This is a genomic window from bacterium, from assembly GCA_035281585.1.
Classification (GTDB): Bacteria; UBA10199; UBA10199; order DSSB01; family DSSB01; genus DATEDP01.
The window spans coordinates 1-21,726 of record DATEDP010000131.1 but is presented as its reverse complement, the minus strand read 5'-3'; the positions used below and the strand labels follow the sequence as shown (position 1 = coordinate 21,726).

General features: G+C 59.6%; 21 protein-coding genes, 1 tRNA gene and 1 other RNA gene. 6 read left to right on the top strand and 17 right to left on the bottom strand.

From position 1 onward, the window contains the following. Together VJR29_11530 and VJR29_11525 are read left to right on the top strand one after the other, a co-directional pair. Positions 1-456: hypothetical protein (locus VJR29_11530; protein HKY64040.1), on the top strand; the 456-nt coding region annotated here is incomplete at its 5' end. A gap of 283 nt (positions 457-739) precedes the next feature. Next, on the top strand, positions 740-2,443 hold the full coding sequence (locus VJR29_11525) for a hypothetical protein (protein ID HKY64039.1): 1,704 nt from the start codon (positions 740-742) through the stop codon (positions 2,441-2,443). Here the strand turns inward: VJR29_11525 and phnE (VJR29_11520) are convergent. The 6 genes from phnE (VJR29_11520) to VJR29_11495 all read right to left on the bottom strand — a co-directional run bounded on the left by phnE (VJR29_11520) (position 2,440) and on the right by VJR29_11495 (position 7,780). Further along, complete coding sequence (gene phnE, locus VJR29_11520; protein HKY64038.1) at positions 2,440-3,228, bottom strand: phosphonate ABC transporter, permease protein PhnE; 789 nt, start codon at positions 3,226-3,228, stop codon at positions 2,440-2,442. The two genes, VJR29_11525 and phnE (VJR29_11520), sit on opposite strands and share 4 nt — an antisense overlap. Continuing rightward, entirely contained in the window at positions 3,225-4,028 is an 804-nt protein-coding gene (phnE, locus tag VJR29_11515; protein ID HKY64037.1) for a phosphonate ABC transporter, permease protein PhnE, read from the bottom strand. The genes phnE (VJR29_11520) and phnE (VJR29_11515) overlap by 4 nt, the downstream gene beginning before the upstream one ends. Then, entirely contained in the window at positions 4,025-4,858 is an 834-nt protein-coding gene (gene phnC / locus VJR29_11510; GenBank protein HKY64036.1) for a phosphonate ABC transporter ATP-binding protein, read from the bottom strand. The genes phnE (VJR29_11515) and phnC overlap by 4 nt, the downstream gene beginning before the upstream one ends. A 4-nt stretch (positions 4,859-4,862) precedes the next feature. Beyond that, on the bottom strand, positions 4,863-5,813 hold the full coding sequence (gene phnD / locus VJR29_11505; GenBank protein HKY64035.1) for a phosphate/phosphite/phosphonate ABC transporter substrate-binding protein: 951 nt from the start codon (positions 5,811-5,813) through the stop codon (positions 4,863-4,865). Positions 5,814-5,923: 110 nt separating this feature from the next. Beyond that, positions 5,924-6,580, bottom strand: coding sequence for a histidine phosphatase family protein (locus tag VJR29_11500; GenBank protein ID HKY64034.1), 657 nt, complete (start codon positions 6,578-6,580; stop codon positions 5,924-5,926). Between the two features lie 36 nt (positions 6,581-6,616). Next, entirely contained in the window at positions 6,617-7,780 is a 1,164-nt protein-coding gene (locus VJR29_11495; protein ID HKY64033.1) for a hypothetical protein, read from the bottom strand. A gap of 283 nt (positions 7,781-8,063) precedes the next feature. Between VJR29_11495 and VJR29_11490 the strand changes: the two genes are divergently transcribed. From VJR29_11490 to VJR29_11480, 3 genes are all read left to right on the top strand, one after another. Continuing rightward, complete coding sequence (locus VJR29_11490) at positions 8,064-8,894, top strand: TIGR02147 family protein (GenBank protein ID HKY64032.1); 831 nt, start codon at positions 8,064-8,066, stop codon at positions 8,892-8,894. Between the two features lie 65 nt (positions 8,895-8,959). Next, positions 8,960-9,304: a hypothetical protein gene (locus VJR29_11485; protein HKY64031.1), complete on the top strand. Its 345-nt coding sequence runs from the start codon at positions 8,960-8,962 to the stop codon at positions 9,302-9,304. Then, a complete protein-coding gene (locus VJR29_11480) occupies positions 9,297-9,746 on the top strand; it encodes a nuclear transport factor 2 family protein (GenBank protein ID HKY64030.1) in 450 nt (149 codons plus the stop codon). The genes VJR29_11485 and VJR29_11480 overlap by 8 nt, the downstream gene beginning before the upstream one ends. Before the next feature lie 24 nt (positions 9,747-9,770). On the opposite strand, the gene VJR29_11475 is transcribed toward VJR29_11480, so the two are convergent. The 11 genes from VJR29_11475 to VJR29_11425 all read right to left on the bottom strand — a co-directional run bounded on the left by VJR29_11475 (position 9,771) and on the right by VJR29_11425 (position 20,790). Further along, the gene (locus VJR29_11475) at positions 9,771-10,802 is read right to left on the bottom strand and encodes a hypothetical protein (GenBank protein HKY64029.1); all 1,032 of its coding nucleotides are present in this window, start codon (positions 10,800-10,802) and stop codon (positions 9,771-9,773) included. Positions 10,803-10,820: 18 nt separating this feature from the next. Beyond that, on the bottom strand, positions 10,821-11,288 hold the full coding sequence (locus VJR29_11470; GenBank protein HKY64028.1) for a hypothetical protein: 468 nt from the start codon (positions 11,286-11,288) through the stop codon (positions 10,821-10,823). Between the two features lie 197 nt (positions 11,289-11,485). Further along, positions 11,486-12,694 (bottom strand): tyrosine--tRNA ligase, encoded by a 1,209-nt coding sequence (gene tyrS, locus VJR29_11465; protein ID HKY64027.1) that lies wholly within the window; start codon positions 12,692-12,694, stop codon positions 11,486-11,488. 145 nt (positions 12,695-12,839) lie between these two features. Beyond that, positions 12,840-13,619: a TIGR00282 family metallophosphoesterase gene (locus VJR29_11460; GenBank protein HKY64026.1), complete on the bottom strand. Its 780-nt coding sequence runs from the start codon at positions 13,617-13,619 to the stop codon at positions 12,840-12,842. A gap of 152 nt (positions 13,620-13,771) precedes the next feature. Continuing rightward, a complete protein-coding gene (rny, locus tag VJR29_11455; GenBank protein ID HKY64025.1) occupies positions 13,772-15,328 on the bottom strand; it encodes a ribonuclease Y in 1,557 nt (518 codons plus the stop codon). Further along, positions 15,325-15,900 carry a 5-formyltetrahydrofolate cyclo-ligase gene (locus tag VJR29_11450; GenBank protein ID HKY64024.1) on the bottom strand — a complete coding sequence of 192 codons (576 nt, stop codon included), beginning with the start codon at positions 15,898-15,900 and terminating at the stop codon, positions 15,325-15,327. The genes rny and VJR29_11450 overlap by 4 nt, the downstream gene beginning before the upstream one ends. A 260-nt stretch (positions 15,901-16,160) precedes the next feature. Continuing rightward, positions 16,161-16,363: non-coding RNA, 6S RNA (ssrS, locus tag VJR29_11445), on the bottom strand. 46 nt (positions 16,364-16,409) lie between these two features. After that, entirely contained in the window at positions 16,410-16,691 is a 282-nt protein-coding gene (locus tag VJR29_11440) for a cell division protein ZapA (GenBank protein ID HKY64023.1), read from the bottom strand. A 157-nt stretch (positions 16,692-16,848) separates the two neighbouring features. Beyond that, positions 16,849-18,357 (bottom strand): cellulose synthase family protein, encoded by a 1,509-nt coding sequence (locus tag VJR29_11435; GenBank protein HKY64022.1) that lies wholly within the window; start codon positions 18,355-18,357, stop codon positions 16,849-16,851. A gap of 249 nt (positions 18,358-18,606) precedes the next feature. Then, complete coding sequence (rnr, locus tag VJR29_11430) at positions 18,607-20,643, bottom strand: ribonuclease R (protein ID HKY64021.1); 2,037 nt, start codon at positions 20,641-20,643, stop codon at positions 18,607-18,609. Positions 20,644-20,703: 60 nt separating this feature from the next. Further along, positions 20,704-20,790, bottom strand: a tRNA-Leu gene (locus VJR29_11425). A 191-nt stretch (positions 20,791-20,981) separates the two neighbouring features. Between VJR29_11425 and VJR29_11420 the strand changes: the two genes are divergently transcribed. Then, positions 20,982-21,332: a hypothetical protein gene (locus VJR29_11420; GenBank protein HKY64020.1), complete on the top strand. Its 351-nt coding sequence runs from the start codon at positions 20,982-20,984 to the stop codon at positions 21,330-21,332. Positions 21,333-21,726: the final 394 nt, after the last annotated feature.

The following is a 21,726-nucleotide window of genomic DNA, read 5'->3' as shown; positions in this document are numbered from 1 at the left end:
AACGTCGGCGCTCTCGACAACGCTTGGGACAAGATCTGGCGGCCCGAAGTCACCGAGGCCGACAAGATCCTCAAGAGCGAAACCATCCGGCTCAATCTCGTCTCGGCCGTCCGAGCTCGGCTGGAAAGCGGAAAGTTCAAGACAATCATGGAAGCCCTGAAGGACGTCTACGCGGGCTCCGATGCCGAGCTGAAGGATGCGGCGCTCGAGGTCATGGCGACATCCGGCTTGGTGATGCCCTTCGGCAGCAGCCGGGCCGGACGCTTGGCCGCTTTCGGCTCCTCGACCCAGCCCGATGCCGAAAGCTCCGCTGCATTGCTGAAGGACGCCAAGGAATTGTCCGACGGAAGCGACGAGCAGAAGAAAGCCGCGGCCGGCATCTACCGAATGGTCCACCTGTTGAGCCGCGACGCCTCCCATAAAGAAGAGGCCCGTCAAGCGCTTGAGGCGAAATAACCAGGACGGTTTTGGCGAACCGTACACTGCTGGCCGTCGCCGGTTCAAAGGCGACGGCCATTTTTTTGAGGGGGACAGACTCCCGGCCGGCTCCCATTGAGAACTCGGCTCCCCACCGGCCGCTCTTTCCGCACCGACCGTTTTTCGTCATTTTCGCGCCAAAAATGCAAAAACGCCCTTCTTGAAAAATCTGGCACCCGATTTGCTGTGGCTTCCTCCCGTGGGCACGCGGGATGGGTTTCTCCGTTCGTGGGCCCCGGCACGCCCAAATCACGGAGGCACCATGACGGCTCGGACTCTCGGCACCGCTTTTCCCAAACAGGTTCATTCTTTACCACCGCCTCCGCCGCCGCCTCCGTCCAACGACGGGAAACAAGCTTCCCATCCGCCGGCTCCGATCGTCGCCAATCCCTTGCTGCAAAAAATTCAGCCCTCGGGGAAGAGCCCGACCCATCCCTTGACCGCTCAACCGCCGAAGAAGGTAGCGGCCATTCCTCAAGTTAGCGCCGCCGACGCCAAGAAGGCCGAAAAACTTCTGAAACAAGGCGTCGAGCTGGCCAAGAAACAGAAATTGGAACCGGCCTTCAAGGCCTTTCAAAAAGCTTACCAGCTGGATCCCAACAATGAACGCACCGCCCGGTCTTTGGGGAAAGTCCTGCTGCTGGGCGGCCATCCCTTGGATGGCCTAGAGGTTCTGAGCGAGTTTCTCGGCCGCTTTCCCGAGAGCCAAATCGTTCGCGTGATGCGCGTGAGCATCGGCGAAGCCATCTTGCCGGAGATGCAAGCCGCGCTGAGCTCGGCGCCTAAGGATCAACAAGCGAAGGACCAACAGGCCCAGATCGCCCAAGCCGCCCAAGAAATCCTTTTGATGACCTTGAGCGACCAGGCCCATTTGGCGAAGGCCCAAGCCCCCCAATTGCGGGAGTCGCTGCAAGCTCTCGAAAGCGAGCTCGGCCAGGCTCATGGCAAACCGAAGGAAGCCAAGCTCGCGGCCTTGGCCGGACTTCAAAGCCAAGCCGAGCAGATGTTCACCTTGAGCAATTTTCAGCCGGAGCTTCGGCCCTTGGGAATCGCCTGTCTCGGCTTGGCCGCTCGCTTCGCCAAGGCCGATTCGGACGGCGAAATTCGCTCGCAAGCCAAGATTTTCGAGGCCTATCAAGCCCTGGCCGAGGGCAAAAACGACGCGGCCATCGCCGCCTTCGAAGCCGCCCGGACCGAGGGCTTCCAACAGCTCGGCGGCGGCGACGCCGCCAAGGGCGAAACCTTATTGCGGCAGAAATACGGCCAGGCCCGCAAGGCCGTCCAAGAGAACAAGCCCGAGGAGGCCAAGAAAGCCCTCGAAGGCCTGCCGGCGGCCCTGCTCACCGCCTTCGAATTCATGGAGGACATCGAGAGCCGCCAATTGATCCCGGTCAACCTCGGCGTTTTGAAAGCTTGGGAGGACCGCGTCAATCAAGAGCACCGCGCCAAGTCGGCCGATGCCAATGGCTTTTGCGGACAATTCGGTCAGTTCATCGACATGCTCTGGGGCGATCCAACCAGCCTCGACTTGATCGCCAAGGAAGCGGCCGCCGAGCAAGAGCTGATCGGCATGGTGCGGGAGCGCCTCCAAAAGGGCGAATCCAAGACCATCCTCGAAGCCTTGCAATCGCTCGCCGAAACCGGTCCCGACAAGGTCAAGGCAAGAGCCAAGCTGGCCTACGACCAAACCAAGGCCGGACAATTCGACGGCGGCCCCATCAAGGTCGGCCGCTTGATCCGCTATGCCTCGAACGCCAAGCCGGAGGACAAAGTGGGCACTGAAATCCTGACAGAGGCCGCCGCGCTTTCCGAACAATCCTCCGACGCCAGCTCGGCCACGCTCTACGCCGTCGTGCGGCTCCTGAGCCGCAACCCCGACCAGGTCAAGCGGGGAGCCGAGGGCTACGACAAGCAAAACGAAAAGATTGAAAAGGCCAAGAGCGAGAAGGCCAAGAAGTCTTCTTAAATGATCGCGTGACGGATTTTCGCGGAAACCCACTCGCTGACCAGAACCAGAGAAAAGATAGTGAGCAGGATGAGGCTGACTTGAGGCCAAGCCAAGGTGCTCAAAGATTGGTCCAACTGAAGCCCGATGCCGCCGGCGCCGACGAGGCCCAGGACGGCGGATTCGCGAATATTGATGTCCCAACGGAAAACGCTGATGCCCGCGAAAGCCGGCATTATCTGGGGGACCACCGCGTAAGTCAGAACTTGTCCGTTGCTCCCGCCGGTGGCGACAATGGCCTCCATCGGCACCGGGTCCACCTCCTCGATGGCTTCGTAAATCAATTTCGCCACGAAACCGACCGACCGAAGCGCGATGGCGAGAATTCCCGCGAGAAGGCCGGGACCCAAGATCGACACCAGGAGCAGGGCCCAAATGACCGAGTTTATCGAACGCGAAGACACGATCAATAATAACGACAAGGGCCGAAGAATCTTAGGGCTGGGAGTGACGTTCCGAGCCGCGAAGTAAGAGATCGGAATCGCCAGCAGGACCCCGAGGGCGGTTCCTAAAGTGGCGATATTCAATGTGTCCCATAAAGGCTTCCATAGCTCCGAAATATAGGACCATTTAGGCGGGAGCATCCGCCCGGAGATATCGGCGAGCTGTCGCGGCGCATCGGTGACGAAGGCCCAGATGGTGTCTTGGTTCATCACCTTCCAGCAATAGACGACAACCGCAACCGTCAGCAGCCAAGCAAGCCAGACGGCGAAATCTTTAGCGGTGCTTCGACGCTTCCAGCTCATTTAACCCTCTTCCGCACAAAACCGGACAGGTATTCCAAGACAATGACCACCGCAATGATCAGCATCAATATTCCGGCCGCGACTTCGAACTCATAGCGGTCGATGGCGGTATTGAGGGTGGCGCCGATGCCGCCGGCGCCGACGATGCCGACCACCGCCGACTCCCGGAAATTAATATCCAGGCGGTAAAGGCAAAGCCCGACGAACCGCGGCATAATCTGGGGCAAGACGCCGTAGACGAAGGTCTGAAGCCAAGTCGCTCCGGTGGCGCGGATCGCTTCAACTTGGAGAGCATCGATGTCCTCGATTTCCTCGGCGATCAGCTTGGCCAAGAATCCAATCGTCGCGAAAACGATGGTTAAGAAGCCGGCGAAGGGCCCGAAGCCGAACATCGCCACGAAAAAGATCGCGATGATGATCTCTTGCAGGCTGCGCGAAGCCGCGATGACCGCACGGGAGAAATAATAGACCGGCCGGATCGATAGATTCCTGGCCGCGCCAAGGCCGAATGGAAAGGAAATCAGGATCCCGGCGGCGGTGGCCGTGACCGTCATGGTCAGGCTCTCCCTCATTCCAACCACGATTTCTCCCCATCGAGACGTGATATTGGGATGGAAAAATCCGGACAGAAAAGCCCAGCCCCGGTCCAAGCCGATGAGAAACCGGCTCCAATTGAACTCGACGTCGCTGATCGCCAGAATCAAATAAATCAAAACGATAGCGAATAGCCCGTATCGCTTGAGCGGATTGGAGATCAATTTGGGGCGGGACCAAGTCGAGGTTAAGTCGTGGGTGATCATGAGGCTTCAAGAGCCTCCTTGGAAACCAACTTATCGGCATCCCTGTCGACCCGAGGACCGCTTTCGTCTTCCGATTGCTGAACCCTCTCCCAATCTTCCTCGCCGTAGATGCGAGTCAGCACTTCCGCGCTCAGGCCGTCGGCCGGACCGTCGTAGACCACCCTGCCGGCCTGCAAACCGACGATCCTCGGCAGGTACGCCCGAGCCAAGGCCACGTCATGGATATTGACGATTGCGGAAAGGTGCTGCTCTTCACAGAGCTCGCAGAGGAGCCGCATGATTTGCCGCGAGGTCTTGGGATCGAGGCTGGCCGTCGGCTCGTCGACAAGCAGCAGGGATGGGTTTTGGAGCAAGGCTCGCGCGATTCCGACTCTCTGACGCTGGCCGCCGGAGAGCTCATCGGCCCGTTTGTTCATCAAGGCTTCGATTCCGATCCTTTTCAGCAGCTTGAAAGCCGCGGCCACGTCCTCGGCCGGAAACTTCCGAAAAAAGCTTTTCCAGAAGCCGACATAGCCCAGCCTGCCGGAGAGGACGTTCTCCATCACGGTGAGACGTTCCATTAGGGCATGCTCTTGGAAAATCATCCCCATCCGGCGGCGAACCTTGCGAAGCTTGGATCTTCCGAGCCGAAGGACGTCTTGGCCTTCGAAGTGGACGCGGCCCGAGGTCGGCTGGACAAGCCGATTGATGCAGCGGATCAGCGTCGATTTGCCGGCCCCTGACGGCCCGATCAGACCGATCAACTGACCCGGGGGAACGTGCAAGCTGACTCCGTTCAAGGCCAAGTCACCGGTGGGATAGCGCTTCGTTAGATCGTGAATCTCAAGCATGGCGTCACTTGCAGCCATAGCTGACGTTCATGGCCTGGTCGACCTTGCGAACGATGTCCCAATGGCTCTTGTAGTCGATGCGCATGAACTTCGTGACGCCCTGCTTGCTGAATTCCTTCTCCAAACCGCTGCCTTTCCACGGAAAGGTGAAGAAAGCTTCCTGGATCTTGGCGGCCAAAGCGGGATTCAAATTATTGACATAGCCATAGCTGGTGGTGGGAAAGGTTTCGGACTTGTATATGGAAATGATTTGGTCGGATTTCACGACGCCGCGATCGACCATCCTTTTCATGACTTCGTTGGCGATCGCGGCGGCGTCGTAATCCTTGTTGGCGACCCCGAGAATCGAATTGTCATGCTTGCCCGAGAAGACCGGCGTGAAATCGCGGCTGGCGACGAGCCCGAACTGCTGGCTGAGCAGGGCCGACGGCGCCTTGTAGCCCGAATTCGAGGTCTCGGAGGTGAAGGCCATTTTTTTTCCCTTGAGGTCCTGGACTTTGGTGATGCCGCTCGTCGGGTGGGTGATGATTTCCATCTCGTATCCGAAGGCGTTGTTGTCGCCGGCCATCATGGCGAAAGGAACAAAGCCCGCGCAATTGACTCCGAGCGGCGTCGCTCCGGTATTGAAGCCGGCGACGTGCAGGCGGCCGGCGCGCATGGCTTCGATTTGGGCGGCGTTGGACTGAACCGGGAAGAAGATCGTCCTCTTGCCGGTGGTTTTCTCCATGTGCTTTAAAAACTCATCCCAAACCTTGGCGTAAACCGCCGGGTCCTCAACCGGAGTATAGGCGAAGACCAGCACCGGCGGATCGATCGTCTCAGCGGGCGAATCGGCCACGAGATCACCGTTGGCGTCCTGGTACCGCGCATCCAAGGCCGCAGCCGAGCCCGAGCTCAGCGCCAGCACGACGGCGAATAAAAGCTTGGCAAAATCGGGAAACGAAAATTTTCGCATGATTGGCTCCTTGGGATTTAGGGAATGTCAGAGCCTTATAATATGCGAAAAACACCTTCAAGCGCTTAGATCGAAGCCTGGCCAAATTTAATCCAATTGACACAAAACCGTCACCGAAACTTTCGAATTTCTCCGGTCTCGAAGCCGGGGACAATCCCCGAGTCCTGATGAAGGGAAGCCGACAACTCCGCGAAATAAGTCTGGGCGATCTTCAAGGTGTCGCCGTGGGAAACTAAGATCAGCCAAGTTCCCTTGGGCAGATCGTTTAAGGCCTCGAAACCCTCGACCAGCCGCTTGACCCGGCTTTGAACCGCCGCGGCGCTCTCGCAATTTTGGAGGGTATGGCCGGGATCCAAGGAATCGGCCAGCCAAATCTCTTGATAAAGCCGGTCGCTGGGGCTCTTCTCATCGTAATGGCCGAAATAGCGCTCTCTCAAAAAATCCGATGGAACCGTCCAATGACTCCGATGGGCCTCGATCTCCGGAAAGAACCCACCGACGACGCTCCAGAAAATTTCAGCCGACTCCTTGGTCCGGCTAAAGGGCGAATGAATCACCCGAAGCCGGTTCTCGTGAATCGCGGACCGCAAGGAGCCGCCTATTTCCCGGACCCACCGGCGGGTGGAGCTGGCGACCTCCTCGCAGCCTTGGGCGGTGAGCCCATTACGAGGATCAACGCCCCCGGCCAGAGAGCTGCAAATCCTATTTTGAGAGCTGGGGTGGGACTCGCCATGGCGAAGCCCAAAGTAATGGTGAATGAGTTCCATTAAGGAACCGTCAATAATCCCAAGCCTTGGGCAAAATCAACCGTCGGCTTCCACCTCATCCTCGGAATCTCCCGCCGCTTCGGCCTCAGCCTCTTCGCGGGCCCGGTTGGCATCGGCCTTGGCTTCGAAGATTTCGGCCGCCTCCAGATAGGTGAAGCCGACGTGACCCATATCCTTGCGCCGGCGGTCGTCCTTCGGCGTGTCGTATTTTCCGTTTTGGTTGATGTAGTAAATCCCCGCATGGTCCGGCTCATTGCCCCGGCGCACGCCGTCGGCCATGACCTCGAGCAAGGAGGAAGGCAGCTTGTCCAGAGTCTGGGGCGCAAACTCGCTCAAGAGGAAGCCGATCAAGCCCAGGGCGTTGTCGGCCTTGTCGTTGGCCAAGGCCTCGATCGAAGCGGTCGCTTGGGTCCAATCGCCGCTGGCAGCGGCGTCGGCCATCTGGGAGATGATCGACAGGGCATACTGGGTGATGTCCTCGTGGTAATCCTTGATGTGCTTATCGCCCCAGACCTTGGCGGTGAAATAAAGACGGTCCTTGCCGCCGTTCAGGTAACCGAGGACGTCGTTCAGCTGATCCTTGAGCGCCCGGCCTTCCTTCTCGTCTTCCTCGGCCTTGGCCTCGGCTTCGGCGATCTCGGTCGCTTCTTCCTCGGCCGTCTCGAGCTCGGTGCCGAGGTCCTTGCGGATCGATTCGAGATCGTCTTCCATGCTTTCGACGTCGACGACCGCGTCGAATTCCCAAAGCTCCTCCGGCAACTCGCTGTCGCGAAGCGACTCTTCCTTGTCGGCGTATTCCTCGAGCTCGCGTTCGATCTCGTCCAGCGTCGATTCGACTTCCTCCAATTTCGCCTTCCGCTCCTCGGGCTTCAGCTCCTCGGAGCCGCCGAGGATTTCGGCCAAGCGGTCTTGGGCGTCCACAAACTCCTCTTCGAGATCCTCACCGTGCTCCTCGAGCCACTCCATCGCCTCTTTCTGGCTGGAGCTGGGTTCGAGCGGCTCTTCTTCGATATATTCTTCTTCCGCGACACCCTCGCCGGCGGACGCATCGACCGGGTCCAAGCCTTCCTCGATCAGGAAATCTTCCTCGAAGCTCTCGTAGCTACCGCCATCGGAATACCCGCCCTCAACAGGCGCCGGCTCGGGGCTGGAAAAATATTGGTCGAGATAAAGATCGTTTCTTAGGGGCGAAAAGCTCATCGATTCCTCCTTAAACCACCGTGAGGCGGCTATGCCCCAGGAGAATGCAGGAGGATGGCCAAGGCCGAAGAGGCCGATGCTCATCGTAAGTACTTAGATTTATTATAAATTTTTTTGGGTCCTGGAAATGAGGCCGGGGCTGGAAGGTCCAATTCTGAAATTTCATGAAGACCTCTCGATACCCGACCAAGCCCTTGAAAAGTCGACCCCAATGTGAGAGCAAGCGGCGCGTTGACTCCGTCAAATGGCTCGTTGACTCCAGTCAACAATAGGGTACCGAGCCATGTCCATTCCGCTCTTCGAGTATTTCGACTACCGCCACTTTCTGCGCGATCGCTATCAGGCTCTCAAGGCCAATCGGCGCTTCTCTTACCGGCTCTTCGCGCGGCGCGCCGGCTTTCGTTCCTCCAACATCTTCAAGCTCGTCATGGAAGGCCGGAGAAACTTGACCGAGAAGAGCAGCCGGATGTTCGCCAAGGGGCTTCGATTGAACCGCTCCGAAGGCGAATATTTTCGGGAGCTGGTCTTGTTCAACCAAGCCGACACCCATGAAGAGAAAAACGAGCGCTACCGCCAGCTCTTGCGGATGCAGTGCCTCCAAGGGCTGGAGCCTTTGGAGCGCGACCGCCACGAGTACTATTCGGCTTGGTACCATCCGGTGGTTCGGGAATTGGTCGTGGCCCGCGACTTCGACGGAACGGCGAAGTGGATCGCCGCCCGGCTCGATCCGGCCGTCGGCGTCGCCCAGGTGAATCAATCGATACGGCTTTTGCAGAGACTGGGCTTCATCGAGAAAACGGCCGAAGGCCGCTGGCGCCAAGCCTCGCCGCTGGTCAGCAGCGGCGCCGAATCCGATTCGGCGGTCCTGCTCCATTACCATCGCAGCGTCTTGGAAATCCTGCTGCGCCAAGCCGGCAGCCGGCACCCCAGCGAGCGCGACATCAGCGCCTTGACCTTGGGAATCCATCGATCGCGGGTTTCGGAGTTGAAACGCCGGGTGCAGGAATTTCGCCGGGAGATCCTCCAGCTGGTTTCGGAGGACCATGAACCCGAGGAGGTGGTCATCCTCGGCATCCAATTGCTCCCGGTCACCCAAGGAAAGGCGGCATCATGAAGCGGATTTTATGTTGGATCGGAACGATAGGAGCCTTCTTCCTTCTGTCGGGATGCGTGGAGGGAATGAACGGGCTGGACCTCGAAGGCGGCTCCGAAGCCGGCAACCCGCCGGCCGGCGACCGTCCGGCCGCCCCGCCTGAAGTGAACCCGGATGGGGAGCGCGATAAGGATCATTGCGAAGAGGGCGAGGAGCCGGTCGATTGTCTCGACGAGGCTCCGCAACGAAAAGGCGGCATTACCCTCTACGTGCCGCCCAAAGAAGCGATCGACAAGGTCGCGCCGACCGACATCGAAGCCGAGGCCACCGAGGAGCCGGCGGAAGCCACCGGGGAACCCTTGATCAAGATCCGTCCCGAGGCTTTGGAGCATTTTCGAGATCTTTTGGAGGAGGATGAGAGCGATGAATAATCCGCCCAGCAATAAAGACTTCATTTCCGACCTCTTCCGCCGCATCGAGGCTGACGGCGATTGGAACACCCTTTTCGAGGCCCTTTCCGACGACATCGTGTGGACGGTGACCGGGACCTCGCCGGTGACCGGAGTCTTTAAAGGCAAACAGGCCTGCGTCGAAGGCCTGATCCTGCCGGTGCAAAAGACGATGGCCGAACCCTTTCGCTGCCAAATCCAGCGAATCCTGGTCGAGGGCGATGCCGCGGTGGTTCTTTGGAAAGGAAGCTCCACGACCAAGACCGGCCTGCCTTATCGTCAGGAATATTGCTGGATCCTCGAGCTGAAAGACCGAAAGATCGTTTCGGTCCGGGCCTTCTTCGACACCCTGCTGGCCACCATGGCTCTGCTGTCGTGCAAAGAAGGACACCCGGCTTACGCGGCCCAGGACGCTCGCCCCTGAACCAGCCGGGTGTCCCTGGGGGAATCATTCCATATCGGTGAAAGAGATCGGCTTCGCGCTCCGGGCATGCTGGGCGGCGACGTCGAGGAACACCTCTTTCTTCAAGGTCTCGGACTGAGTGGCGAAGGTGTAGGCCTTGCCCTCGGCCCATGGGAAAAAGTGAAGGTTCCAGGCATTGAGCTGGTTAGTGTAAAGGGCCAGCATCGAAACCAGGGCAAAGAGCTCTTCCTTGCTCTTCAAGTCCGGCAACAGCTTCAAGGTCCGGTCGGTGAAGCTCCACAGCGTGTCGAGACCGCAATAGCCCAGGAACTCGGCCGGGGTCTTCACGAAATGGGGCGCCACCTTTTGCAAGGTATCCAGGGTGATCTCCGGATTCTTGCAGAGCTGCATCAATCCGCCGAATCCGCTGTAACCGAGGGGCCGGGTTTCGCCGTTGACGAAGAGCATGGTGGTGAAATACTGGCCGCAGCTGCCGGCGCCGCTGCGGATCGCGCCGGCATGGATGTCCAAGATCTCCTGCGGCGGCTTCACCCAAGTTCGCCAGGTTTCATCCTGGATTTCCTTGAGCAGGCTGCGGACCGGCTCGCGCTTGATCTCCTCGAAGGTCGGAAAATAGAACTTCTTGCTATCGTCGCCTTTCCGGCTGACCCGCACTTCGATGACTTGCTTGGTCCGGTAAACCGCGTCCCAGCAACCCTCGCCCGCTTCCTTGAGGATGGGGATATGCTCGGCGATGACCTGGCCGACCGGCGCGGCCGGAAGGTACTCCGAGAGCTTTCCGTACTTGATGGCCATGTGCTGGAGCTGCGAGAGGAAGATGGTCCCATCGTCGGACTTGGTGCGGTCCGGCACCTTGAACTGGGCCTTGGTGGTGACCAGCTCGGCAATCGGAGCGATATGGTAGAGATGATGGCCCGAGACCAAGGCATGGGTTTGAATCGAGGTATAGGGGAGACGCTCCCACAGCAAGTCGCAGAGCTCGGGGTTGTTGTCCGGAATCAGGTCGGCCGTGACTTTCTTGTTCAGCTCGACCCATTCGATTTGGATTTGTCTCATATTTCCTCCCTTGGATGATTAAATTGGATAAACCATCAGCACGAGCACGACGATGCGCAGCCCATGCTCCAGGGCGACGGCCCGGGAAAATTTTCGCGAAATTCGGCCGGCGACGGCGGCAAAGCCGGGCTCGCGGGCGGCCTTCGACAGCTCCACCACGGCCGGACGGATCATCCAGCGTCCGACGACGAAAATGAGCAGCGTCAATGCCAATCCCAGATGAATGCGGAGCGGGACGGCGGCGAAGCCCCCGAGGAGCTGCACCAAGATCAATCCGGTAATCAGGGTGGCCAAGCCCGATCCATTCATGATTTTGGCGGTCAGGCGAAGCCGCTGGAGCAGAGCCGGAATGTCCGAGCCAGGGGAGGCTAAGGTTCTACGGACATCGGCCGGAGTCGAGAAGGCGGCTCCGAACCATAGCGCCATGGCGGCGAGATGAAAAATTTTGACGACGAACAACAGCACCAATGACCCGATCTTGGACACACCACCCCCCATCGCCGTTGGCTAGAGAAGCAAATTCTTCAATTGCGTAACCCCGGATGCAGGGCGCGGAACCGGCCTGCTTCAGAAATTCGCGATGCGGATTGCGTTGTGGGAGAATCTTGCAGCTTTTTGTTGGGCCGCGGCAATGACGATCCATCCGCTGGCAGCTTTAGCGTTGACTACTGTCAACGCCTCCATCAAGCCCGCTTCAGCAGAATCCGGCGCTCGACCCTTTTCTTCTCGATCTTGCCCTGGATCAAGAGACCTTGCCCCTCGTCCTTCAATTCGGCGAAGGGATCCTTGAGAAGCTCGCCGTTCAAATGGATCGATCCGCCCTTGATCTTGGCCTTGGCCTCGTTGCCGGTGGCGGCGAAGCCGCCCTCCTTCACCGCCTGGTATGCCAGGATGCTGCCCTTGTCCGAAGCGACCTCGACGTCGCTTAGCCGCTCGACCTCGCGCTGGGTGAAGGCCTTGTCGAAGTTGGCGGCGGCGGTTTCGGCGGCCTTGGCGTCGTGGAGGCCGGCGATCAGCTCCTTGGCCAGGTTGACCTTGACGGCCTTGGGATGGAGAGCGCCCGAGGCCACCTCTTTCTGCAGCTGCAAGATTTCATCGGTCGATCGGTCGGTCAGCAGCTCATAGTAGCGCCACATCAAGGAATCGGAGAGGCTCATCAGCTTGCCGAACATCGCGTCGGGCGCCTCGGTCACGCCGATGTAATTGCCCTTCGACTTGCTCATCTTCTCGACGCCGTCCAAGCCCTCGAGCAGCGGCAGGGTCATCACCACCTGCTCTTCCTGGCCCTCCTCGCGCTGGAGATGGCGGCCCATCAGCAGGTTGAACTTTTGATCGGTGCCGCCGAGCTCGACGTCGGCCTCCATCGCCACCGAGTCCCAGCCCTGGAGCAGCGGATAGAGGAACTCGTGGATCGCCAGCGGCTGGCCGGCCTTGTAGCGCTTCTCGAAGTCGTTGCGCTCCAGCATCCGGGCCACGGTGTAGCGGCTGGCCAGCTTGATCATGCCGCGGCCGTCGAGCTTGTCGAGCCAAGCCGAGTTGTAAAAGACCTCGGTCTGCTTGGGATCGAGGACCCGGAAGACTTGGTCCTTATAAGTCTGGACGTTCTTCTCGATGTCGGCCCGGGTGAGCGGCGGGCGGGTCTCGTTGCGCCCGCTGGGATCGCCGATGGCGGCGGTGTAGTCGCCGATGAGAAAGCAAACCCGATGCCCTAAGTCTTGGAAGGCCTTCAGCTTGCGCAGCAAAACCAGGTGACCGAAATGAAGATCGGGCGCGGTCGGATCGAAGCCTGCCTTCACCTTGAGCGGCTTGCCCTTGGCGAGCTTCTTGCGGAGCTCTTCCTCGGAGAGGATTTCGACGGTGCCGCGTTTGAGCTTTTGTAAAGTTTGTTCCATTTTCCTTTTCCCCCTTTGAAAAAGGGGGATTAAGGGGGATTTAAAACGGTGGCATTTGTGCCTAGAGCGTTACCGAGAATCGCCTCCAGAGCCTTTAAATCCCCCCTGCCCCCCTTTTTCAAAGGGGGGTTCTTTCTGATCCTTTTCATAATCTAATTTGAATTCGCTCGATCTTCCGCGCCAGGCCGTTCGACTCTTCGATCTCGACGATGGCGCCGCAGAAGCGGACGTCGCCTTCGGCCGGCTCGAAGCGGGATTTAATCCCGGTCTGGAATTTCCGCAAGACATTGTCGAGCTTCATCCCGATGATCGAGCGATAAGGGCCGGTCATTCCGGCGTCGGTCAGGTAAGCCGTTCCTTTCGGCAGGATCTCCTCGTCGGCGGTCTGGACATGGGTATGGGAGCCGAGCACCGCCGCGACCCGGCCGTCGAGGTGCCAGCCCATCGCCCGGGACTCGCTGGTCGCCTCGGCGTGCATGTCGACGAAAACCACGTCGGCCCTCCCCTTCAACTCGGCCAAGACCCGGTCGGCGGCGGCGAAGGGCGATTCGGCCGGCTCCATGTGGATCTGGCCGATCAGGTTGATCACCGCCAGCTTCACCCCGGCGTAGACCTCGATCACGGTCCAGCCCCGGCCGGGCGAGGCCGCCGGATAATTTTCCGGCCGCAGCAGCCGCGGTTGGCGCTTGAAATAATCGTGGACCTCGTGCTGGTCGAAGGCATGATTGCCGGTGGTGATCACGTCGATCCCGGCGGCGAAGAGCTGCTCGGAGGTCTTGGCGGTGATGCCCTTGCCGTGAGCCACGTTCTCGCCGTTGGCCACCACCACGTCGATGGCCCGCTGCTGGCGGAGCTTGGGCACCCACTCTTGGACAGCCAAACGGCCGGGCTCGCCGAAGATGTCACCGATGAAAAGTAAATTCATAAATAATAGCCGATCTAAAATCCCCCCTTTGAAAAAGGGGGGCTGGGGGGATTTAAAACGCTGGTCCTATCATCCCAGGATTGTCATGAATCGTTGCTCCGTCAAATCCCCCCCTTGTTCCCCCCTTTTTCAAAGGGGGGAGATTCGCAAATTTACTTTGCATAGTCTACAGCGCGGCTCTCCCGAATGACCGTAACCCGGATCTGACCGGGATAGGTCAGCTCCTGCTCGATCTTTCGGGCAATGTGGCGGGAAAGTAAAGCGGCTTGATTGTCGTCGACCCGGTCGTGGTCGACCAGGACCCTGATGTCGCGGCCGGCCTGGATGGCGTAGACCTTGTCGACGCCGTCGAAGGACTTGGCGATCCGCTCCAGATCCTCGACCCGCTTGACGTAGGATTCGAGGACCTCGCTGCGGGCCCCGGGCCGCGCCCCGCTCAGGGCGTCGGCGGCGTCGACCAAATGGGCCAGGGCGGTGGTCTGGGGAACGTCCTCATGGTGGGCGGCCACGGCGTGGACCACTCGGGGATCCTCGCCGTACTTCTTGGCGAAGTCGGCGCCGATGATGGCGTGAGAGCCCTCGATCTCGTGGCTCACCGCCTTGCCGATGTCGTGAAGCAAGCCGGCTCGGCGGGCCATTTTCTCGTTCATGCCCAGCTCCGCCGCCATCGTCCCACAAAGGAAGCCGACTTCAATCGAATGGATCAAGACGTTCTGGGCATAGCTGGTGCGGTATTTCAGCATGCCGAGGAGCTTGATCAGCTCGGGGTGGAGGCCGTGAATGCCCAATTCGAAGCAGGCGGCCTCACCGGCCTCCTTGATTTGGACGTCGACCTCCCGGCCGACCCGCGCGACCATCTCCTCGATCCGGGCCGGGTGGATCCGGCCGTCCTGGAGCAGCCTTTCGAGCACGATCTTGGCCACTTCGCGGCGCACCGGGTTGTAGCCCGAAAGGATCACCGCTCCCGGGGTGTCGTCGATGATGAGGTCGATGCCGGTGGCCTGCTCGATCGCTCGAATGTTGCGGCCTTCCTTGCCGATGATCCGGCCCTTCATCTCGTCGTTGGGCAAATGAACCACCGTGACGGTCTTCTCGGCCACCCACTCGCCGGCCAAGCGCTCCACCGCCTTGGTGATGAGGTGGCGGGCTTTTTTGTCGGCCTGGGCCTTGGTCTCCTCTTCGATTTGACGCAAGCGCCGGCCGGCCTCGACCTGGGCCTCGCTTTCCACCGCCTGGACCAGCCGATGTTTGGCCTCCTCGGCCGACATTCCCGAGACCCGCTCCAGGGCGCTCCGCGACTCTTCGATCATCTGGCGATGGCGTTTGAGCAAGTCCTCGGCGTCCTTGGCCTTGGCCTCGAGCGAGCTTTCGCGACCGCCGAGCTCCTCCTCCCGCTTCTCCAGCTGCTCGGATTTTTTCTCCAGGCTCTCTTCCTTGGTGAAAAGCCTTTGCTCGATCTTCTCGAGCTCGCCCCGGCGCAGCCGGGTCTCCTCCTCCATCTCCTGCTGGGCCTTGAGCTTGCCGGCCTGGGCCTCGAGCTCCAGCTCCTTGCGGTGCTGCCCGGCCTTGGCTTCGGCCTCCTCCAAGATCCGTTCGGCCTCGCGCTCGGCCGAGACGATCTTGGCCTCGCCCAATTTCTTGCGTAGTAGGACCCCCAGGCCCAAGCCCAGGATCAAGCCGGCCAAGGACAGGACGATGGTCCAGATCATGTTGCCCTCCTTACCTCGATGCTTCGCGCCTCGGTCACCAGAATATGGATCGCCTCGTCGTGGGCCTCGCGGGGCAAGGCCGCCAGGACTTGGAACTCATAGGCCAGGGCCAGCCGGCAGCCGGAATAGCCGCGCAGGACCCGGTCGTAATAGCCCTGCCCCCAACCGATCCGTCCGCCGGCCAAGTCGAAGGCCAAGCCCGGCAAAACCAAGACCGGTAAATCGCCGGCCTCGAGAGTCGCGCCACCCCGGGGCTCCAGGACCCCGAAGGGCCCCGGCTCGAGCTCGCCTTCGCTCTCGAAGGGCGCGAAGACCAAGCGGTCGCCCTTGGCTTCGATCCGCGGCAGGAAAATTTTCTTGCCGGCCGCCTTCAGCCCCCGAAAGAGCGCCTCGGTCGGCAGCTCGCCGCGGTGAGCCCAATAAATGCCGACGGCCGGAGCGGCGCGAATCTCCTCCCGCTCCAGCAAGTGCTCGGCGGCCGACCGGCCGGCGGCCGCGGCCTCCTCGGGGCTCAAGCCCAGACGGCGAGCCGAAAGCTCGCGGCGGATGCGCTGCTTTTCAGAACGGTCCATGCCGATGCTCGCTATTCCGATTCGTGGGAAATCAAGGCGGGAAAACGCGGACGAAGAACCAGGCTGCGGTCCCTAGGGGGAATTCGTGGCGAGAAAAAAATATTTCGCTAGGCGGTGGAAAGAAGAGGATCAAGTTGAAGAATCATCCGCCGCTTTGTTTCAAAGGGAATCTATTAAAATATTGGTTTTCAACGTTGCGTCGTCACCGACTCAATTTCAAGTCCTCCCCCGAAGCCGGAGCGCCGGGGGAGAACTTCAAAATTCTCCCCACCTTTTGTCGTGTGGGGCGGCGAGATTTGAACCCAAAAAAATAGGTGGGCGCCTCAATCGTGGCATCAGGCTTCCCGCGTCGGCTTTTTGAGGGCCGGCGGGCTTGCGCACCGCCATGAGCGGAGGCTCCCGTTCTCGTCAGCTAGGTTCTAAATCATGAAAAAAGTCCCAAGCGCGAACAAGGCAGGGAAACCGGTCGATATATAAAAGATCTATCTTGGCGGGGCTAGAGCCCCTTGCTACGGGAGCCGGCGCTCGATCAGATGCAGCGCTTCTTTGACCTTACCCCGAGCCTGCTGAATCTTGTCCTTCCCTTCACCCTTTATTCTAAAGAGATCGTCGGCAATGTTCAAGGCCGCGAGCAGCGCGACGTTCAGCGAGGAAACCGACTTGGTTTTCTCCTGGATGTCGAAGAGCTTCTTATTGACGAAATCGGCCACCCGTTGGACGTATTTTTCGTCGGACTCGCTCTTGAGCTGAAACTTCTGGTTCAACAAGGTGACTTCGAAGGACTTCTTCATAGCTTGAGGCTCATGATGACTAGGCCGATCCGGAGTGTCAAGCCCCAATAGCCGTCATTCTGAGCGAAGCGAAGAATCTGCGACCACCCAAGTCTATTTATCCACCTTGGGCGGTCGCAGATCCTTCGTCGCTTCGCTCCTCAGGATGACAACCCCCTTATTCAGCGGACACCGAAGAAGCGCTCAGGGCCGGCGCGGCCGAGATCATGGTCTTGCCTTGGAAGAGCGAGAGCATTCCGACGTAGAAAAATCCGACTTGGAAGAAGAGCAAACTGTACAAGGACATCCAAAGCCCGTGGATGAAGGCGTAAACCACCGCGCCGCTGAAATAAATTCCGAAGAATATCTCGACGAAGGTGACCACGCTGAAGTTGCTGCGGTATTTTTTATTCTGCCAGCCGTCGGACTTGGCGGCGATGGCGTACTTGGCGGTGCGAGTGAACTCGCTCTCCCGGCCGATCAAGGCCTCGAAGACCGCCTTGGTATTGTTGACCGCCAGACCGATGCCCAAGGCCAGGTTCAGCGGGAGGTAAAGCAGCCGCCACTTCCAGTCCGGATAGACCTCGCGCTGCGAGCAAATATAGAAGGTCGAGATCGAGACCGTCGCCATCAGGAAAATCGGTAAGTCGATCCAGATCACCGACTCCAGATGAAGCTGGTGCCGCAGGTAGAGCGAGAGCGGCATGCAAAAGGACAACAGAACCATCAGCACGTAAGCAAAATTATTGAGCAAATGGAAGGAAGCCTCGGCCTTGACCTTGCTCGGCAAGGCGCTCCGCCAAATCCGGGGCATGAGCTTTTTGGCGGTCTGAATCGAGCCCTTGGCCCAGCGATGCTGCTGGGATTTGAAGCCGTTCATGTCGACCGGCAGCTCGGCCGGCACCACCACTTCCGGAACGTAGAGGAATTTCCAGCCTTTGAGCTGAGCCCGGTAGCTGAGGTCCAAGTCCTCGGTCAAGGTGTCGTGCTGCCAACCGCCGGCGGCCTCGATGCAACGACGATCCCAGATTCCGGCGGTGCCGTTGAAATTGAAAAATCGGCCGGAACGGTTGCGGGCGGTGTGCTCGATGACGAAGTGGCCGTCGAGCAAGATGCTCTGGGCCTGGGTCATCAAGGAGTAGTCTTGGTTGAGATGGCCCCAGCGCGCTTGGACCATGCCGTATTTCTTGTTGGGGATGTAGAAGTACGGAACCATCCTCTTCAAGAAATCGGGCGCCGGCAGGAAGTCGGCGTCGAAGATGGCGATGAGCTCGCCCTTGGCCTCTTTCATTCCCTCGTCCAAGGCGCCGGCCTTGAAACCCAGGCGATTGGTCCGGTGGCGATAGACGACCGGATGGCCTAGCCCGGCGCATTCCCGCACCACGGCTTTGGCGATCTCTTGAGTCTCGTCGGTCGAGTCGTCTAGCAGTTGGATCTCGAGCTTCTCCCGCGGGTAGTCCAAGGCGCAGACTTGCTTGAGGAGCCGCTCGACGACGTATTTCTCGTTGTAGATCGGAAGCTGCACCGTCACGAAGGGCAAGCGCTCGAGCTCGCCGAAGCCGGGAACGCCGGCGGGCCGCCGGTCCAGGTTCTTATAATAGAGGTAGCTCAGGTAGTAGCGGTGCAGGCCAAAAACCGCCAAGCAGGCGAGCAGCAAGAAATAAAACCCGAGCAGGAGAAAGGCCATCGACTCCATTAATCGGGTTATAAGAAGAAAACTAGATAAGTCAAGGAGTTAGATGACTAGGCCAGGCCAAGGCCTGGCCTAGTCATCCTGAGCGAAGCGAAGGATCTGCGACCTCTCAAGGATCTTTGAAAGAACTAAGCTCCTTCGATCATCGGATGGGATTCCGAAGAGACGAAGTAGCTCTGGCGTTTTATAGGCCCTTGGTGGGTCGCAGATCCTTCGCTTCGCTCAGGATGACGGTGCGCATACTCAAGATGACGAAGCCACCGTAAAATAAATCTGCCTCTCCTCCACGTCGACCTTGGCCACGGTCACCGAGAGCTCGGTGCCGATCTTGAAGACCCGGCCGGTCTTGCGTCCTCTGAGCCGGTGCTTGCGCTCGTCGTAGACGTAATAGTCGTCCTTGATGTCGTTGAGCGAAACCAGACCTTCGACGAAGAACTCGACCAGCTCGACGAAGAAGCCGAACTTGGCGATTCGCGAAACCACTCCGAGGAAGCTCTCCCCGACATAGCGCTGCATAAAGAGCGCCTTTTGCAAATCGATGGCCTCCCACTCGGCCTCCATCGCGGTGCGCTCGCGGCGGCTGCAGTGGGAAGCGGCTTGGGCCAGCTCGGCTTCCCGGATCGTCTTTGCCTTTTCGGAGCGCGGCGCCGAATTTTCCAGGATGCCTTGGAGCACCCGGTGGACCATCAGGTCGGGATAGCGCCGGATCGGGCTGGTGAAGTGGGTATAGCAAGTCGAGGCCAGGCCGAAATGGCCGAGGTTCTTCTCGGAATAGACCGCCTGCTTCATCGAGCGGAGCAGGATGTGCTGGATGAGCCGCTCCTCGGCATGGCCCTTCACCTGCTGGAGCACCCGGTTGAAGAAGCCGGGCCGCGGCTTTTCCGGAAAGGCGATGTTGAAGCCGAGGTTGTGCAAGAGCTCATGGAAGCGCTTGACCTTCTCCGGCTCGGGCTCGCCGTGGACCCGGTAGACGCCGGGGGTCTTGCGCTGGGTGATGAAGCGGGCCACCGCCTCGTTGGCGGCGATCATGAAATCCTCGATCAGCAGATGGGCGTCGTTGCGGACGGCCCGGACGATGCTCTCGACCCCGCCGGTCTCGAAGCTGAGCTGGACCTCGGCCTCGGGCAGGTCGAAATCGATGCTGCCGCGCTCGGTGCGCCGAGCCCGCAGCTGCTTGTAAAGCCGGAAGGCGTCCTCGAGCATCGGCAAAAGCGGCTCCAGCGGCCTCCGCACCTCCTCCATCTTTTCGACCAAGGCGGCCGCGACCTGCTTGTAGGTCAAGCGGGCCTTGGAGTGGATCACGCTCTTGTAGATGTCGGTGACCTTGGGCATCCCCCGCTCGTCGAAGAGGATCTCGCAGGTGAAGGTGAGCCGGTCTTCCTTGGGCCGCAGGCTGCAGAGGTCATTGCTCAGCTCCTCCGGCAGCATCGGGATGACGTAATCCGGAAAATAAACCGAGGTGCCGCGGCGGAAGGCCTCGCGGTCCAAGGCGCAGTCCGGCGTGACGTAGTGGCTGACGTCGGCGATGGAGACCCAAAGCCGCCAGCCCTTGCCCTCGGGCTTGACGCAGATCGCGTCATCGAAGTCCTTGGCGGTCTCGCCGTCGATGGTGACGAAATCCAAGCTTCGCAGGTCGCGGCGGCCGCCTTCGGGCTCGAAGTCGCGGTCCTTCTGCCAGGCGGCGGCCTCGCCCAAGACCTCGTCGGGAAACTTGTGGGGCAGCTGGTGCTTCAGGATGACGATCTCGAGCTCGGTGCCGGGATCGCCGCGGCGCTCGAAGACTTGGACGACTTCAGCCAGGCCCGACGCATGCTCTTCGGGATATTTGAGGATCTTAAGGCCGACGCTTTGGCCGGCCTCGGCGCCGTTCAATTTTTTAGGCGGAATGACGAACTCGGTGACGCCGGCCTTGTCCTGGATGACCGCCACGTAGTTGTTGCCCCGCTTCTGGAGGACGCCGAGCAGCCAGGCGCTGCCGCGCTTGAGGATCTCGCTGACGCCGCCTTCCAAGCGGCCGTCGCCGGCATTCTGGCGGACGGTGACGATGACCCGGTCGCCGTTCATCGCGCCCTTCATCCGCCGGGCCGGCACGAAGACATCGGGCACGCCCGGCGTCTCGGAGAGAACGAAGCCGTAGCCGTCGCGGTGGAGCTTGAGCAGGCCTTCGAGAAATTGATCGGGAATGGCCTTGCCCTTCTCGGCGGGCTTGGGCTGAGCCCTTTTAGGCTGGCGATGATGGGATTTTTTGGCTGTCGGGCGGCCTTGCTTTTTCTTTTTCACGGGTTCCTAAGGTAAGGGGTCTGGAATGGAGGCGCAAGAAATCAAAAAGATGAGAATAAATGGTGCGAGAGGGGGGACTTGAACCCCCACGACCTTGCGATCGCTAGACCCTGAATCTAGTGCGTCTGCCAATTCCGCCACTCTCGCTTCAGAGCGGGCCTCGGGATTAAACGATCGAACCTCCTGCGTCAAGGCATTAAGTTCACATTCACATCCTTCCATTTCTTCCAAGCGCCACCAGAATCCCTTGAATTTCCAAGGCCTTTAATTGGCACCGGACTTGTAATTCGTCAAGGTGGAGCCCGCGCACATCCCGGGCCCGAGATGAGGAGATCGAAATGAAAAAGCTCGCAAACCTATTCCTGATGCTGGCCCTGCTCGGCCTGCCCATCGCCTGCGGCAACGCCGACTTCGAAGTCCCGCCGGTGACCGAGAATCCGAACCCCCCGGCCAACCCCAACCCGCCCCCATTTGGGCCGGTCGATACGCCGGACATCCAAGCGGTCGAAACCCCGGAAGTCTGCCCGGTGGACGATCCCGACTGCGGCGATAACGATCATCCGCCCATCGGCCCGGACCTACCCACCGACTACGGCAAGGTCGGCGATCGGCCTCAGGTGCAAGCGGTGGATCCGAGCCTGACCCAGATCAATCCCTGCCTGGAAGATCCGGAAGCGGAAGGCTGCTGAAGAAAAATTGAACCTGGGGTATAGACGAAAAAGGCCGCCTCGGATGAGGCGGCTTTTTTCATTTGGACCTCAGCTTAAAACCACCCTTGTCAATATGATTAGAACAGGTTGTGGTGTTAAGTCACCACCTTGACCTGGTGCAAAAAGTCAGCAACCACGATTCTGTTCCGTCGATAACCAAGTAGTGCGGGGTAATCTCAGACAAGGGGGCACTCATGTTTCAACACGTTTCCAATCGTTCCGCTCAACAAAACTTGTTGCACACGACAGGTACTGATGGGGGGCCTCTTGGGAAATCCAAATGTTCTCCAGGAAACATATTGGGAGCACTTCTTCTTAACTTTGGAGGCTTAGGCCTCAGGCAAAAAGGAGTTGCGGACTCGACTGCCCCTTT

Excerpts from the sequence above, each read along its gene's own strand:
- rny (HKY64025.1), bottom strand. The coding sequence starts at position 15,328 with ATGATCTGGACCATCGTCCTGTCCTTGGCCGGCTTGATCCTGGGCTTG.
- VJR29_11495 (HKY64033.1), bottom strand. The coding sequence starts at position 7,780 with ATGAGCTTTTCGCCCCTAAGAAACGATCTTTATCTCGACCAATATTTT.
- VJR29_11420 (HKY64020.1), top strand. The coding sequence starts at position 20,982 with ATGAAAAAGCTCGCAAACCTATTCCTGATGCTGGCCCTGCTCGGCCTG.
- VJR29_11490 (HKY64032.1), top strand. The coding sequence starts at position 8,064 with ATGTCCATTCCGCTCTTCGAGTATTTCGACTACCGCCACTTTCTGCGC.
- VJR29_11440 (HKY64023.1), bottom strand. The coding sequence starts at position 16,691 with ATGAAGAAGTCCTTCGAAGTCACCTTGTTGAACCAGAAGTTTCAGCTC.
- VJR29_11435 (HKY64022.1), bottom strand. The coding sequence starts at position 18,357 with ATGGCCTTTCTCCTGCTCGGGTTTTATTTCTTGCTGCTCGCCTGCTTG.
- phnD (HKY64035.1), bottom strand. The coding sequence starts at position 5,813 with ATGCGAAAATTTTCGTTTCCCGATTTTGCCAAGCTTTTATTCGCCGTC.
- VJR29_11485 (HKY64031.1), top strand. The coding sequence starts at position 8,960 with ATGAACGGGCTGGACCTCGAAGGCGGCTCCGAAGCCGGCAACCCGCCG.
- tyrS (HKY64027.1), bottom strand. The coding sequence starts at position 12,694 with ATGGAACAAACTTTACAAAAGCTCAAACGCGGCACCGTCGAAATCCTC.
- VJR29_11460 (HKY64026.1), bottom strand. The coding sequence starts at position 13,619 with ATGAATTTACTTTTCATCGGTGACATCTTCGGCGAGCCCGGCCGTTTG.
- VJR29_11480 (HKY64030.1), top strand. The coding sequence starts at position 9,297 with ATGAATAATCCGCCCAGCAATAAAGACTTCATTTCCGACCTCTTCCGC.
- VJR29_11475 (HKY64029.1), bottom strand. The coding sequence starts at position 10,802 with ATGAGACAAATCCAAATCGAATGGGTCGAGCTGAACAAGAAAGTCACG.
- phnE (HKY64037.1), bottom strand. The coding sequence starts at position 4,028 with ATGATCACCCACGACTTAACCTCGACTTGGTCCCGCCCCAAATTGATC.
- VJR29_11525 (HKY64039.1), top strand. The coding sequence starts at position 740 with ATGACGGCTCGGACTCTCGGCACCGCTTTTCCCAAACAGGTTCATTCT.
- VJR29_11500 (HKY64034.1), bottom strand. The coding sequence starts at position 6,580 with ATGGAACTCATTCACCATTACTTTGGGCTTCGCCATGGCGAGTCCCAC.
- phnE (HKY64038.1), bottom strand. The coding sequence starts at position 3,228 with ATGAGCTGGAAGCGTCGAAGCACCGCTAAAGATTTCGCCGTCTGGCTT.
- phnC (HKY64036.1), bottom strand. The coding sequence starts at position 4,858 with ATGCTTGAGATTCACGATCTAACGAAGCGCTATCCCACCGGTGACTTG.
- VJR29_11450 (HKY64024.1), bottom strand. The coding sequence starts at position 15,900 with ATGGACCGTTCTGAAAAGCAGCGCATCCGCCGCGAGCTTTCGGCTCGC.